This window comes from Rhizobium sp. ERR 942 (assembly GCF_007828395.1).
Classification (GTDB): Bacteria; Pseudomonadota; Alphaproteobacteria; order Rhizobiales; family Rhizobiaceae; genus Rhizobium; species Rhizobium dioscoreae.
In genome coordinates this window covers 45307-60584 of record NZ_VIUA01000013.1, presented here as the reverse complement: position 1 = coordinate 60584, position 15278 = coordinate 45307, and the positions used below count along the sequence as shown (strand labels likewise).

Genomic DNA, 15278 nt, shown 5'->3' with positions numbered 1-15278 from the left:
CGTGATTCCGTTCCTTGAGCATATGAGCTAAAAGCCTCCCATGGCAAAGCGAGTCACCGGCCCCGAAATCGAAAAACTCATCCAGCTCCTGGCGAAAGTACCAGGCCTCGGGCCGCGCTCTGCGCGCCGCGCGGCGCTGCATCTGATCAAGAAGAAGGACCAGCTGCTCGGCCCGCTGTCGCATGCGATGGCCGACGCTTACGACAAGGTGAAGATCTGCTCGCGCTGCGGCAATGTCGATACCGTCGACCCCTGCACTGTCTGCACCGACGATCGCCGCGACCAGTCCGTCATCATCGTCGTCGAGGACGTCTCCGATCTCTGGGCGCTGGAGCGATCAGGCGCGATGAACGCCGCCTACCATGTCCTCGGCGGCGTCCTGTCGCCGCTCGACGGTGTCGGGCCTGACGATCTCAATATTCGCGGATTGATCGCTCGCGTCAGCGAAGGCGGCATTCGCGAGATCATCATCGCCGTCAATGCGACGGTCGAGGGGCAAACAACAGCACACTATATAACTGACCAGCTTGATGGCCTCGAAGTCAAGATTACCCGTCTTGCCCATGGCGTGCCCGTCGGAGGCGAGCTCGATTATCTCGACGAAGGAACGCTAGCGGCGGCGCTGAGGGCGCGGACGGCGATTTGAGAGCCGCAACAAAGGAAAGAGTATGAGGAGAGTTTTTACCCCCCTCTGTCAGCTTTCGCTGACATCTCCCCCACAAGGGGGGAGATTGGTCGCTCGTAGCACCGTCTTCGACAAACAATTTGGCACTGCAATCGCAGAAACTTCAGACCTCCGGTATGGCGCAAAGCCCACCGCCAACAATCTCCCCCCTTGTGGGGGAGATGTCCCGAAAGGGGCAGAGGGGGGTATCTCGCGGCACGTTCTGCGACTGCTCATCCTCCTCCTCACCCTCCTTCCCCTCCTTCCCCTCCCCGCGCTCGCCGCCTCCAAGGCCGATGTCGAAGCGCAGTTTCAAACCTGGATTCAGAAGGATCTCTGGCCGGAAGCGCGAAAGGCCGGGATTTCGGAAAAGACCTTCCAGGCCGCCTTTGCCGGCGTGATGCTGAACTGGGATCTGCCCGACCTCGAGCCGCCGGGTTTCCCGAAGCCGAAGCAACAGCCGCAGACCCAGGCCGAATTCTCCTCGCCCGCCCCCTATTTCAATGAGGCACGGCTGCAGAAGCTGGCGGTAACGGGACGAAGCCTCGCCTCGCAATATGGGCCGGTGCTGCGGCGCATCGAGAAGACCTATGGCGTTCCGGGACCGATCCTGCTTGCGATTTGGGGCCGCGAAACCGGCTTCGGCGCCGCCAAGCTGCCGAATTCGGCGATGCAGGTGCTGGCGACTAAGGCCTTCATGTCGACGCGCAAGGATATGTTCCGCACCGAAGTGATCGCGGCACTGCGCATCCTCGACCATGGCGATGTGACGCCGGATCAGTTCAAGGGCTCGTGGGCCGGCGCGCTCGGCCAGCCGCAGTTCATGCCGACCAACTATCTGAAATATGCCGTCGATTTCGATGGCGACGGCCATCGCAACATCTGGACCTCAGTGCCGGACACTTTGGCCTCCATAGCCAACTATATGGTTCAGAAGGGCTGGCAGCGCGGCCGTGGCTGGGGATACGAAGTGACCATTCCGCAGAATGTGTCCTGCGCGCAGGAAGGACCTGATCTAGCGAAGCCGATCTCGCAATGGGCTTCGCTTGGGATCAAGCCGGTTTCCGGCAAGGCCTTCCCAGCGAACGAAATGCGCGCCAGCGGCATGATGTTGGTCCCGGCCGGCCGCGATGGACCGGAATTCATCGTCACGCCGAATTTCTACGTGATCAAGGAATACAACAATTCCGATCTCTACGGCCTCTATATCGGCAATCTTGCCGACCGCATCGCCAATGGCAGCGGCGCTTTTCAGGAAAAATGGGGCGATGTCGGCAAGATGCTGCGCTCGGATGTCGCCAATATGCAGAAGGTTCTGGAGCACAAGGGCTACGATGTCGGCGGCACGGACGGCCTGCCCGGCTACAAAACCCGGCGCTCGATCGGTCAATGGCAGGAAAAGAGCGGCATGAAGCCCAACTGCTATCCCGATAGCTCCATGCTCGGCGTGCTGAAATAGCTGCGGAAAAGGCTTTCGGCGCGAATGCCTTGCAATTTGCCGGAAAGAGGCTTATATCCGCATCAAATTCTTGATCGTGTGATGAAGAGTGGGCCGCAAGGACCCGCTCTTTTTTATTAGCGCGATCTCCCAATGCATGAACAATGCGGAGTGAATGCTTGTCGGACGTGACAAACGCAGACAATACCAATGAACCCCGGCTGATCGTCGAAACCGGCCTTGATCAGCGCGTCGCCGCGATCATCGAGCCCGTGCTTGTGGGCATGGGCTTCCGTCTGGTGCGCGTGCGCCTTCTCAATCTGAACGGCCTGACACTGCAGATCATGACCGAGCGCAACGACGGCACCATGACCGTCGAGGACTGCGAAGAGGTCTCCATGGCCATTTCTCCGGTCCTGGATGTGGAAGATCCGATCGATAAGGCGTATCATCTCGAAGTGTCTTCGCCGGGTATCGACCGCCCGATGGTGCGAAAGTCGGATTTTCAGCGCTGGATCGGCCATATCGTCAAGTGCGAAACGTCGATCCTCGTTGATAACCGCAAGCGTTTCCGCGGCAAGATCGCCGCCGTCGACAATGACGGCTTCACGATCGAACGCGACCAGGTCGCCTATGGCGAGGAGCCCAAGGTGACCATTCCGTTCAGCACGCTGGCCGAGGCCAAGCTGATCCTGACGGACGATCTCATCCGCGACGCGCTGCGCGCCGATAAGCTGGCGAAAGCCGAGGCAGCGAACCAGAACGAAGCGGACGACCAGGAATAACCGATCAACGAACCGCCTGACGGAACGGGAAACCTGAAGGCAGGAAGACGGAGACTAAGAACAATGGCAGTCAGTGCGAACCGGCTAGAACTTCTGCAGATCGCAGATGCAGTGGCGCGCGAAAAGGTCATCGACCGCGAGATCGTGCTTGCCGCAATGGCGGATGCGATCCAGAAGGCCGCGCGCTCGCGTTACGGCACGGAATCGAATATCCGCGCCGATATCAATCCGAAGACGGGTGAAATCCGCCTCCAGCGTCTGCTCGAAGTGGTCGAAAAGGCCGAAGACTATTCCACGCAGATCCCGCTGGAACTGGCCCGCGACCGCAACCCGGACGCAGCCCTCGGCGATTTTATCGCCGATCCGCTGCCGCCGATGGATTTCGGCCGCATCGCCGCCCAGTCGGCCAAGCAGGTCATCGTGCAGAAGGTGCGCGAAGCCGAACGTGACCGCCAGTTCGACGAATTCAAGGATCGCGTCGGCGAAATCGTCAACGGCACCGTCAAGCGCGTCGAATACGGCAACGTCATCGTCGACCTCGGCCGTGGCGAAGGCATCATCCGCCGCGACGAAATGATCCCGCGCGAAAACTTCCGCTATGGCGATCGCGTCCGCGCCTATGTCTACGACGTTCGTCGCGAGCAGCGTGGCCCGCAGATCTTCCTGTCGCGCACGCATCCGCAGTTCATGGTCAAGCTCTTCACCATGGAAGTGCCTGAGATCTACGACGGCATCATCCAAGTGAAGTCGGTCGCCCGCGATCCGGGCTCGCGCGCCAAGATCGCCGTCATCTCGAACGACTCGTCGATCGATCCGGTCGGCGCCTGCGTCGGTATGCGCGGTTCGCGCGTTCAGGCCGTCGTCGGCGAGCTGCAGGGCGAAAAGATCGACATCATTCCCTGGTCCAGCGAGCCGGCGAACTTCGTCGTCAACGCGCTGCAGCCGGCCGAAGTCGCCAAGGTCGTTCTCGACGAAGATGCAGAACGCATCGAAGTCGTGGTGCCGGACGAGCAGCTTTCGCTCGCCATCGGCCGCCGCGGCCAGAATGTCCGCCTCGCCTCGCAGCTGACCGGTTGGGATATCGACATCATGACGGAAGCCGAGGAATCGGAACGCCGTCAGAAGGAATTCAACGAGCGTACGAACCTGTTCATGGACGCGCTCGACGTCGACGAGATGGTCGGGCAGGTTCTGGCCTCGGAAGGCTTTGCCGCCGTCGAGGAACTGGCTTACGTCGATCTCGACGAAATCTCCTCGATCGACGGCTTCGACGAAGACACCGCCCAGGAAATCCAGACGCGCGCCCGCGAATATCTCGAAAAGCTCGAAGCGGAGATGGACGAGAAGCGCAAGGCGCTCGGCGTTTCCGACGAGCTTCGCCAGATCAACGGCATGACGGCGCAGATGATGGTCGCCCTCGGCGAGGACGGCATCAAGACGATCGAGGACTTTGCCGGCTGCGCCGCTGACGACCTCGTCGGCTGGAGCGAACGCAAGAACGGCGAAACGAAGAAGTTCGAAGGCCTGTTCTCCAAGCTCGAAGTCTCGCGCGTCGAAGCCGAACAGATGGTCGTGCAGGCCCGCCTGCTGGCCGGCTGGATCACCGAAGCCGATCTCGCCGCCGAAGCCGAAGAGGCATCGGAAGGTGAAGGCGAGGCCGAGCAGGAAGCATGATGAGCGCAGAGGGGCCGAAGGCCGCGCCCGAAGACAACGATCTTTCGGGTGACGGCGCAAATGGCCGTATGTGCATTGTAACACGCGAAAGCGGATCGCCGGATGAGCTGATCCGCTTCGTCGCCGCTCCGGACGGAACAGTCGTTCCGGATCTGAAGCGGCAGCTGCCGGGGCGCGGATGCTGGGTCAAGATCGACCGGGCGCTCGTGGACAAGGCAGTAGCAAAGAAGTTGTTCTCCCGCGCCCTGAAGGCGGAGGTGGCCGCGCCGAGCGATCTCGGCGCCACCGTCGACCGCCTTCTAGCGGCGCAACTGGCCGGGATGATGAACATGGCACGCAAGGCGGGCCAGTTCGTATCCGGCTCGTCGAAGGTGGATGGCGCCGTTCGCAACGGCTCGGCACTTGCCGTGTTCCATGCGATGAACGCCGCCGCCGATGGCGTGCGCAAGATCGATCAGGCAAGGAAGGCCTGGCATCTCGGCATGGAGACCGAAGCGGAAATACCGTCCTTCCGTGTCTTTACGGAGGCGGAAATGGACGAACTGATGGGCCAGAATGCTTTTATCCATGCCGCAGCGCTTGCAGGGCAGGCGGGTGAGGGTGTAGTGAAGCGCGCAAACCTGCTCGAACGGTACCGCAACGGCGGTCAGTCCCGGGCAACGGGCGGCGCTGGCCGGCGAAAACAATGACGCGGTCACCGGCCTTTGCCGGACGCCTCATTAAGGTACATGCATTGAACGACAGGGTCTGACGGACGTTTCCGTGCCCTGTCCGAAGGAACAGGAACGGAATGACCGACAATCAAGACGACAAGACGCTGAGTGTTTCGGGTAAGAAGACCCTCACCTTGAAGCCTTCAGGCGTAAACCAGGGCACCGTGCGCCAGGACATGGGCCGCGGTCGCACCAAGGCGGTCGTGGTTGAGACCCGTAAGCGCCGCCCGCTACGTCCTGAAGACGAAAAGCCAATCACGCCGGTAACGACATCGGCGCCCTCGGTGACGCGCGTCGCCGAACCGACGCCGCAGCCGCCGCGCCCGCCGCAGCCGGCTCCGCGCATTCATCAGCCTGGCGGTCAGCAGCAGCGGCCGGCACAATCCAACCAGGGCTATCAGCAGCGCCCGCAGCAAGAGCGCTCGTCGCGTCCGGTGGTTCTAAACCATCTGTCGGCCGACGAGATGGATGCTCGTCGCCGCGCGCTGGCTGACGCACAGGCCCGCGATGCCGCGGACGCCGTTCGTCGCGCCGAGGAAGAAGCTCGCCGCCGCCAGGAAGAAGAAGCACGCCGCGTCGCCGAACAGGCCGAAGCTGCCCGTCGCGCTGCAGAAGAGGCCGCTCGCGCCGCAGAAGCAGCCAAGGTCGCCGAACAGACCCCGGCCGCTCCAGTCGAGGCGAAGGTTGACGCTCCGAAGCCGGCTACGCAGCCTGCTCCGGCGCCGGCCGTTGTACGCCGTCCGGATGCTTCCGCTCCGCAGTCCGCCCGCCCCGGCGCAGCCGCCGCGGAAGCGCCGGCCAATCGCCGTCGCCCGGGCAACGAGGATGAGGAAGGCCGTGGCCCGTCCCGCGGTGCTCCGGTCCGTGGCAAGATCACCCGGCCTGAGCCGGCGAAGCCGGTCACCACGCGTCCGAAGACCGACGAAGAACGCCGCCGCGGCAAGCTGACGGTCACCACCGCCGATGTCGACGAAGACGGCAACGCACGCGGCCGCTCGCTTTCGGCCATGCGCCGCCGCCAGGAAAAGTTCCGCCGCAGCCAGATGCAGGAAACACGCGAAAAGATCTCGCGTGAAGTCGTGCTGCCCGAGACCATTACCATTCAGGAACTGTCGCAGCGCATGTCTGAGCGCGCCGTCGACGTCATCAAGTACCTGATGAAGGAAGGTCAGATGATGAAGCCGGGCGACGTCATCGACGCCGATCTGGCAGAACTCATCGCCGGCGAATTCGGCCACACGGTCAAGCGCGTTTCGGAATCCGACGTTGAACAGGGCATCTTCAATGTTGCCGACGAGGAAGGCGAACTGGTTTCGCGTCCGCCCGTCGTCACCATCATGGGCCACGTCGACCACGGCAAGACCTCGCTGCTCGACGCCATCCGCCATGCGAACGTGGTCGCCGGCGAAGCCGGTGGCATCACCCAGCATATCGGCGCCTATCAGGTCGAGCAGAACGGTCAGAAGATCACCTTCATCGACACGCCCGGCCACGCCGCCTTCACGGCGATGCGCGCGCGCGGCGCCCAGGCGACCGATATCGCGATCCTTGTGGTAGCGGCCGACGACAGCGTGATGCCGCAGACGATCGAATCGATCAACCACGCCAAGGCGGCCGGTGTTCCGATCATCGTGGCGATTAACAAGATCGATAAGCACGAAGCCAATCCGCAGAAGGTCCGCACGGAACTGCTGCAGCATGAAGTCTTCGTCGAATCCATGGGCGGTGAAGTGCTCGACGTGGAAGTCTCAGCGAAGAACCGCACCAACCTCGACAAGCTGCTCGAAGCCATCCTGCTGCAGGCGGAAATCCTTGACCTAAAGGCCAATCCGAACCGCACGGCCGAAGGCACGGTCATCGAAGCCCAGCTCGACCGTGGCCGCGGCTCCGTCGCCACCGTGCTCGTGCAGAAGGGTACGCTGCGTCCGGGCCAGATCGTCGTCGCCGGCGATCAGTGGGGCCGTGTTCGCGCGCTCGTCAACGACAAGGGCGAGCATGTGAAGGAAGCAGGGCCGGCCATGCCGGTCGAACTGCTCGGCCTTTCCGGTGCACCGCAGGCCGGTGACAAGTTCGCCGTCGTCGAAAGCGAAAGCCGCGCCCGCGAAATCTCGGAATACCGCCAGCGCCTCACCCGCGACAAGGCAGCCGCTCGCCAGTCCGGTCAGCGCGGCTCGCTGGAGCAGATGATGTCGCAGCTGCAGACCTCGGGCATCAAGGAATTCCCGCTGGTTATCAAGGGCGACGTGCAGGGCTCGATCGAGGCCATTGCCGGCGCGCTGGAAAAGCTCGGCACCGACGAAGTGCGCGCGCGCATCGTCCATTCGGGCGTCGGCGGCGTGACCGAATCCGATATCTCGCTCGCCGGTGCATCCGACGCGGCGATCATCGGCTTCAACGTCCGTGCCAATGCTCAGGCCCGCACGCTGGCGGAGCGCGAAGGCATCGAGATCCGCTACTACAACATCATCTACGATCTGGTGGATGACGTGAAGGCAGCGATGTCGGGCCTGCTCTCTCCGGAGCGCCGCGAAACCTTCCTCGGCAATGCCGAGATCCTCGAGGTGTTCAACATCACGAAGGTCGGCAAGGTCGCGGGTTGCCGCGTTACCGAAGGCAAGGTCGAGCGTGGTGTCGGCGTTCGCCTGGTTCGCGACAACGTCGTCATCCACGAAGGCAAGCTCAAGACGCTCAAGCGCTTCAAGGACGAAGTCTCGGAAGTCAACATGGGCCAGGAATGCGGTATGGCCTTCGAAAACTACGAAGACATCCGCGTCGGCGATACGATCGAATGCTTCCGCGTCGAGCACATCACGCGCACGCTGTAAGCAATCCTTCGATTTGCTAGATATCAAAACCGCCGGCCGAAACCGGCGGTTTTTTTAAATGCCGCTAAATGGGTACGCCATGGAGATCACGACAGAGCTTGCAGACGATCAATCCGTCATCGTCTCCTTCGTTCGCCAGCCGGCGGAACATGTCGCCGTGATGCGCCAGGCGGGACAGCGCTTTGCCCTTCGCCGTCCAAGGAATGCACAGAGCGAGACGGCCTGGTTCTTCGTGTCAGCGATCGTGGTCGGCGCAACGCTTCCCGTCTTTTTCCATCTTCTTCGGGAATATGTTTTCATTCCCGTATTCGGGCTGTCGCGATCGATCGGCCTGGGTGAGATGGCGATCATTTGGCTCGTACCGACACTGATCTGCTACGCACTGATCTTGCTCTATTTCAGGTGGGCCACACGCCGACGCCTAAGGGTGATGCAATCGCGCCTGCGCCCTGATGTCATCGTCACTGTCACGATCACCCCCGAAGGTGCCGCCTGGAATTCGGCGCAGACATCGATTTGGCTTGGCTGGAGCGAGATCTTGAATATCAGCCGCCGCAGCGGACGGATTGAATTCGATACCGAAACCTTTGTCACCTACATCCCGGCATCCGCCTTTGTCAATCAGAACGCTCAGGATGCCGCTTTCGCAAGGATTCTCGGCTTCTGGCGGGCAGCAAATCCTGTCCAGCCTTGACCTTTGCGCCGGATCGAGTCATTTGACCCGCTTTATCGCGTCCAAAGGACGCTGCTAACGGAACAACCATGACCAGACCAACTTCTTCCGCGCCTTCGCAGCGCATGCTTCGCGTCGGCGAGCAGGTGCGCTCAGCGATCACGCAGGTTCTGCAGCGCGGCGAAGTGCGCGACGACCTGATCGAGCGCACCGTGATCTCCATTTCCGAAGTGCGCATGTCGCCCGATCTGAAGATCGCGACCGCCTTCGTGACGCCGCTTGGCGTTTCCGACCACGGCGCCGTCATCGAAGCGCTAAACCGCCATGCGAAATATATCCGCGGCCGTCTCGGCCCGCAGCTTCGCCAGATGAAGTACATGCCGGAAGTCCGCTTCCGCGACGATACGAGCTTCGACAATTACAAGAAGATCGACGCGCTTCTGCGCTCGCCCGAGGTCAGCCGTGATCTCGACGACGATAACGACCAAGATCAATAACAGAGACAGAGAATGTCCAAGCCACGCAAGCCCAAGGGCCGCCCGATTTCGGGCTGGCTCATCCTCGACAAGCCGGTGGATTTCGGCTCGACCGAAGCCGTTTCCAAGATCAAGTGGCTGTTCAAGGCCCAGAAGGCCGGCCATGCCGGCACGCTCGATCCGCTCGCCTCCGGCATGCTGCCGATCGCGCTTGGCGACGCCACCAAGACGGTTCCCTACGTCATGGACGGCCGCAAGATATATGAGTTCACCGTGACCTGGGGCGAGGAACGCGCGTCAGACGACCTCGAAGGTGAAGTAACCGCCACCTCGGACACGCGTCCGGGCGAAGAGGACATCCGCGCGCTGCTGCCGAAATATACCGGCGTCATCCAGCAGATTCCGCCGCAGTTCTCCGCCATCAAGATATCAGGTGAGCGCGCCTACGATCTTGCCCGCGAAGGTGAAACGGTCGAGATACCCTCGCGCGAAGTGGAGATTTTCCGCCTGACGCTGCTCGCTTGCCCGGACGCCAATACAGCGCATTTCGAGGTCGAATGCGGCAAGGGCACCTATGTGCGTGCGCTCGCCCGCGATTTCGGCCGTGATCTCGGCTGTTACGGCCATATTTCCGGCCTGCGCCGCAGCTTCGTCGCTCCCTTCGCCGAAGAGACGATGGTGCCGCTTGCCGATCTCGTGGCGCTGGAAGAGATCGAGGATGCGGACGAGCGACTTGCAGCCCTGGACGCACTGCTGATCGATACGGCCGAGGCGCTGTCTTCGCTGCCACATCTCGTCATCAGCGACGATCAGGCACACCGCCTGAAAATGGGTAACCCGATCCTCGTGCGCGGCCGCGATGCGCCGGTTGCCGAAACCGAGGCCTATGCCACGGCACGCGGCAAGCTGATTGCGATCGGCGAGATCGGCCAGGGCGAATTTCGTCCCAAGCGCGTGTTTGGATAGCTAAGTTCAGCCGGAAATAGCGCTATTGCGGGCAATGGCGATGCGATATGCTCCCCGACGGGCCAGCATGGCCCGTTCAAAGGGGGCAAACATGCGCAGCGTTGCATTCGGAATAGTTGCATTCCTTTCTCTGTTCCTGACGGTGACGAACGCCCAATCCGCCGAACGGTGGGCCGGGCTGCCGCCATTTCCGCCAATGCCGCAGCCGAGGGCGAGCGGCATGGCCGATGTCAACGACATCAAGATGTATTATGCCGAATATGGCGAAGGTGACCCGATCCTCTTCATTCATGGCGGTCTTGGGAATGCCGATGTTTGGGGCGCTCAGGTCGCCGATTTCGCGAGAGATCATCTCGTCATCGTCGCCGACAGCCGCGGGCATGGCCGCTCGACGCGCAGCCAGCAGCCCTTTGGCTACGATCTGATGACCTCGGATTACGCCGCGCTGCTCGATTATTTGAAGGTCGGCAAGGTGACGCTGGTTGGATGGTCCGATGGCGGCATCATCGGCATCGACATGGCGATGAAACATCCCGAAAAGCTGACGCGCGTGGTCGCTCAAGCCGCCAATGTCACGACCGACGGCGTGAAACCCGATGTCATGAGCAACAAGACTTTCAACGATTACATCAACGTCGCCGGCGACTATTACAGGAAGCTGTCGCCGACCCCGAACGAATATGACGCCTTCGTCAAACAGATCTCGAAGATGTGGGAGACGCAACCGGCATGGACCGCAGCCGACCTCGGCAAGATCATGGTGCCGGTGACACTTGCCATCGGCGACCATGACGAAGCGGTGAAGCTGGACCATACCGAGATGATGGCGAAGGAGATCCCCGGCGCGAAGCTCGTCATCCTGAAGGATGCCAGCCATTTCGCCATGCTGCAGGATCCGGAAGGCTACAATGCCATGATCCGGGATGCCATGGCGGGGCGCTGAAAGGCGCCCCGGGGAGAACCCTCTTTCCATTGGCGCTCATTTGGTTTATAGGCAGCGCCAGCATCAGGCATGCCTGATTGCATTCACGGCCAATGCTGGACGACATCCCGGCGTTTGGCGACTTCAATCTCCTCTCATAGAAAGGACCATCCGATGTCGATCACTGCTGAGCGCAAGGCTGCGCTGATCAAGGAATACGCTACCGCCGAAGGCGACACCGGTTCTCCGGAAGTCCAGGTTGCGATCCTGACCGAGCGCATCAACAACCTCACGGAACACTTCAAGGACCACAAGAAGGACAACCACTCCCGTCGTGGCCTTCTGACGATGGTTTCCAGCCGGCGCTCGCTTCTTGACTACCTCAAGAAGAAGGACGAAGGCCGTTATACCAAGCTGATCACCAGCCTCGGTATCCGCCGCTAACGGAATTTCCGGCGGGCGTTCACCTGAACGCCCGCCGGATGCTTATGAAGGGTATGAACCCTTGAGACCAGTTTCCCTCGCGCCTTACGCCGGTGCGATGCGAAACCGCCGGCAGGCCGGATGGGCCGGTGCTGCCAACAACAACCGTTGACCTGTCATGGGGCAGGATTGCCGGATGCTTTCAGCCGAAGCTTCAAGCTTCGGCCGACTTTCGAAAGCCTCTCGTTGTCTTGCCCGTGATGCGTCACATTTCGTGCGGTTGAAGATGTGCCCTGCCGAATTCGTCGGCCTCGGCGCCTTTTCCCGCATAGTGCAAGGACAAGATATGTTCGATATCCATACCGTCGAAATCGAGTGGGCAGGCCGCCCGCTGAAGCTCGAAACCGGCAAGATTGCCCGCCAGGCCGACGGCGCCGTTGTCGCCACCTACGGCGAGACCGTGGTGCTTGCGACCGTCGTTTCCGCCAAGGCGCCGAAGCCGGGCCAGGACTTCTTCCCGCTTACCGTCAACTATCAGGAAAAGACCTACGCAGCCGGCAAGATCCCCGGCGGTTACTTCAAGCGCGAGGGACGTCCGAGCGAAAACGAAACGCTCGTTTCCCGCCTGATCGACCGCCCGATCCGCCCGCTCTTCCCGGAAGGCTACAAGAACGACACGCAGGTTGTGGTCACCGTCATCCAGCATGACCTCGAAAACGATCCGGACATCCTGTCCATGGTCGCGACCTCCGCAGCCCTAACGCTCTCCGGCATCCCGTTCATGGGCCCGATCGGCGGCGCCCGCGTCGGCTACATCAACGGGGAATACGTGCTGAACCCGCATCTCGACGAGATGGATGAATCGAGCCTCGACCTCGTCGTCGCCGGCACGCAGGAAGCCGTTCTCATGGTTGAGTCCGAAGCCAAGGAACTGCCTGAAGACATCATGCTCGGCGCCGTCATGTTCGGTCACCGCGGCTTCCAGCCCGTCATCGACGCGATCATCAAGCTCGCCGAAGTCGCCGCCAAGGAGCCTCGCGACTTCCAGCCGGAAGACTATTCCGAGCTCGAAAAGGAAATGCTCGGCCTTGCCGAAGCGGAACTGCGCAACGCTTACAAGATCACCCAGAAGGCCGATCGCTACGCTGCCGTCGACGCCGTCAAGGCGAAGGTGAAGGCACACTTCCTGCCGGAAGAAGGCGAAGCCAAGTACACGGCCGAAGAAGTCGGCGCCATCTTCAAGCACCTGCAGGCGAAGATCGTTCGCTGGAACATCCTCGACACGTCGAGCCGCATCGACGGCCGCGATCTGCAGACGGTTCGCCCGATCCTCGCCGAAGTCGGCCTGCTGCCGCGCACGCACGGTTCTGCGCTCTTCACCCGCGGTGAGACGCAGGCGATCGTCGTTGCCACGCTCGGCACCGGCGAGGACGAGCAGTATGTCGACAGCCTGACCGGCATGTACAAAGAAAACTTCATGCTGCACTACAACTTCCCGCCCTACTCGGTCGGCGAAACCGGTCGCATGGGTTCTCCGGGCCGCCGCGAGATCGGCCATGGCAAGCTCGCATGGCGCGCCATCCACCCGATGCTGCCGTCGGCGGAACAGTTCCCCTACACGCTGCGTGTCGTCTCCGAGATCACCGAGTCCAACGGCTCCTCCTCGATGGCGACCGTCTGCGGCACCTCGCTGGCGCTGATGGATGCCGGCGTGCCGCTGGCAAAGCCGGTTGCCGGCATCGCCATGGGCCTGATCAAGGAAGAAGAGCGCTTTGCCGTTCTCTCCGACATCCTGGGTGACGAAGACCACCTCGGCGACATGGACTTCAAGGTTGCCGGCACGGAAGCAGGCATCACCTCGCTGCAGATGGACATCAAGATCGACGGCATCACCGAAGAGATCATGAAGGTCGCCCTGAACCAGGCGAAGGGCGGCCGTCTGCACATCCTCGGCGAAATGGCAAAGGCCATCTCCGAAAGCCGCGGCCAGCTCGGCGAATTCGCACCGCGCATCGAAGTCATGAACATTCCGGTCGACAAGATCCGCGAAGTCATCGGCTCCGGCGGCAAGGTCATCCGCGAAATCGTCGAAAAGACCGGCGCCAAGATCAACATCGAGGACGACGGCACCGTCAAGATCGCCTCCTCCTCCGGCAAGGAAATCGAAGCGGCCCGCAAGTGGATCCACTCGATCGTCGCCGAGCCGGAAGTCGGCCAGGTCTACGAAGGTACTGTGGTCAAGACCGCCGACTTCGGCGCCTTCGTCAACTTCTTCGGCGCCCGCGACGGCCTCGTCCACATCTCGCAGCTCGCTTCCGAGCGCGTGGCCAAGACGCAGGACGTCGTCAAGGAAGGCGACAAGGTCTGGGTCAAGCTGCTCGGCTTCGACGAGCGCGGCAAGGTTCGCCTGTCCATGAAGGTTGTCGACCAGGCAACCGGCCAGGAAATCGTTGCCGAAAAGAAGAAGGATGACGCGGCCGAATAAGCCCGCGCCTTCATAAACTTTCCGGGGCGCGGGATCTTTTCCGCGCCCTTTTTATATTATCGGTGCCGACCGTTTTGTAGAAAGTGGGTGCCCGGCCCCTCACCCTAGCCCTCTCCCGCATGCGGAGAGAGGGTTAGGGTGAGGGGCAAGCCCAGAATACGACGATGGCGCATATCCGACAGACGAAACCCATTCCCATAACGAGACCACGCCCATGAGCCGCGATGCCCTGAAGACCCTGTTCCATCCCTTTGCCTCCGGCACCGTCGACGCGCCCGGCGAGGGTCAGCGGATCCTGTTCCTCGGCGCCGAGGCGGGCTTTGCGCTGCCGGAGGGATTTGCTGCCGAGCTTTCCGCCGTCCAGGGCTTCCGTCCCTTTTATCGCCAGCTGCAGGCGCAGCGCATCAACGTGACGCCGGAGATCGAAGGCGAAGGCTATGACGGCGCGCTCGTGCTTTGCGGCAAGCACAAGGGCGAGAACGAGGATCACTTCGCCGAAGCCCTGACGCGCGTGAGAGAAGGCGGCCTCATCGTCGTTGCCGGCGGCAAGGAAGACGGCATCCAGCCGTTGCGCAAGCGCGTCGAGGCCTTCGGTCTCGACATCGAGCATATGCCCAAATATCACGGCGTTGCCTTCTGGTTTACCCGCCCTGCCGATATCAAGCTGCTGACGGCGCAGCTCGCGAAGCCGGCGACGCTCGTTGACGACAGCTTCACCACAGCGCCCGGCATGTTCTCCCACGACCGTATCGACGCCGGTTCGGAGCTGCTTGCCTCGCGCCTGCCGACCGATTTTACCGGCGATGCTGCCGATTTCGGCGCCGGCTGGGGTTACCTTTCCGTCGAGCTGGCAATGAAGTCGCCGAGAATCGAACGCATCGACCTCTACGAGGCCCATTACGGCTCTCTGGAGGCCGCACGGGCCAATCTGCTGTCGCACTGCCCCAAGGTCGCGCAGCGCTTCTTCTGGCACGATCTGGCGAGCGAGCCGGTCAAGGACAAGTACGACCTGATCATCATGAACCCGCCCTTCCATGAGGGCCATGCCGCCGAACCTTCGCTCGGCCAGGCGATGATCAAGACTGCCGCTTCGGCGCTGCGCGGCGGCGGACGGCTAATGCTGGTCGCCAATCGCGGCCTGCCCTATGAGCCGGTGCTGGCGGAGAATTTCAAGGAGTTCGGCGAGACCTGCCGCAACGCCCGCTACAAGGTGCTCTGGGCGAAGAAATAAGGA

The 15278-nt window shown here is 61.8% G+C and carries 13 protein-coding genes; all 13 read left to right on the top strand.

Features of this window, described 5'->3' with window-relative positions:
• Window positions 1–40 precede the first annotated feature (40 nt).
• Complete coding sequence (recR, locus tag FBZ97_RS32585; protein ID WP_113330933.1) at window positions 41–646, top strand: recombination mediator RecR; 606 nt, start codon at window positions 41–43, stop codon at window positions 644–646.
• A gap of 241 nt (window positions 647–887) precedes the next feature.
• Window positions 888–2123: a lytic murein transglycosylase gene (locus FBZ97_RS32580; RefSeq protein ID WP_246661925.1), complete on the top strand. Its 1236-nt coding sequence runs from the start codon at window positions 888–890 to the stop codon at window positions 2121–2123.
• Between the two features lie 158 nt (window positions 2124–2281).
• Window positions 2282–2887: a ribosome maturation factor RimP gene (rimP, locus tag FBZ97_RS32575; RefSeq protein ID WP_113330935.1), complete on the top strand. Its 606-nt coding sequence runs from the start codon at window positions 2282–2284 to the stop codon at window positions 2885–2887.
• Between the two features lie 63 nt (window positions 2888–2950).
• Window positions 2951–4561: a transcription termination factor NusA gene (nusA, locus tag FBZ97_RS32570; protein WP_069613595.1), complete on the top strand. Its 1611-nt coding sequence runs from the start codon at window positions 2951–2953 to the stop codon at window positions 4559–4561.
• Window positions 4558–5250: an RNA-binding protein gene (locus FBZ97_RS32565; RefSeq protein ID WP_145324199.1), complete on the top strand. Its 693-nt coding sequence runs from the start codon at window positions 4558–4560 to the stop codon at window positions 5248–5250. Before nusA ends, FBZ97_RS32565 begins: the two co-directional genes overlap by 4 nt.
• Window positions 5251–5351: 101 nt before the next feature.
• Window positions 5352–8099: a translation initiation factor IF-2 gene (infB, locus tag FBZ97_RS32560; protein WP_145324201.1), complete on the top strand. Its 2748-nt coding sequence runs from the start codon at window positions 5352–5354 to the stop codon at window positions 8097–8099.
• Window positions 8100–8178: 79 nt separating this feature from the next.
• Entirely contained in the window at window positions 8179–8793 is a 615-nt protein-coding gene (locus FBZ97_RS34575; RefSeq protein ID WP_186449586.1) for a hypothetical protein, read from the top strand.
• 68 nt (window positions 8794–8861) lie between these two features.
• Window positions 8862–9269, top strand: coding sequence for a 30S ribosome-binding factor RbfA (gene rbfA / locus FBZ97_RS32550; protein WP_069613592.1), 408 nt, complete (start codon window positions 8862–8864; stop codon window positions 9267–9269).
• 12 nt (window positions 9270–9281) lie between these two features.
• Entirely contained in the window at window positions 9282–10214 is a 933-nt protein-coding gene (truB, locus tag FBZ97_RS32545; RefSeq protein ID WP_113330939.1) for a tRNA pseudouridine(55) synthase TruB, read from the top strand.
• 91 nt (window positions 10215–10305) lie between these two features.
• Complete coding sequence (locus tag FBZ97_RS32540) at window positions 10306–11157, top strand: alpha/beta hydrolase (RefSeq protein ID WP_145324203.1); 852 nt, start codon at window positions 10306–10308, stop codon at window positions 11155–11157.
• A 153-nt stretch (window positions 11158–11310) separates the two neighbouring features.
• Window positions 11311–11580 (top strand): 30S ribosomal protein S15, encoded by a 270-nt coding sequence (gene rpsO / locus FBZ97_RS32535; protein WP_069613589.1) that lies wholly within the window; start codon window positions 11311–11313, stop codon window positions 11578–11580.
• Window positions 11581–11905: 325 nt separating this feature from the next.
• A complete protein-coding gene (gene pnp / locus FBZ97_RS32530) occupies window positions 11906–14044 on the top strand; it encodes a polyribonucleotide nucleotidyltransferase (protein ID WP_113420969.1) in 2139 nt (712 codons plus the stop codon).
• A gap of 214 nt (window positions 14045–14258) precedes the next feature.
• Window positions 14259–15275 (top strand): class I SAM-dependent methyltransferase, encoded by a 1017-nt coding sequence (locus tag FBZ97_RS32525; protein WP_145324221.1) that lies wholly within the window; start codon window positions 14259–14261, stop codon window positions 15273–15275.
• Window positions 15276–15278 lie beyond the last annotated feature (3 nt).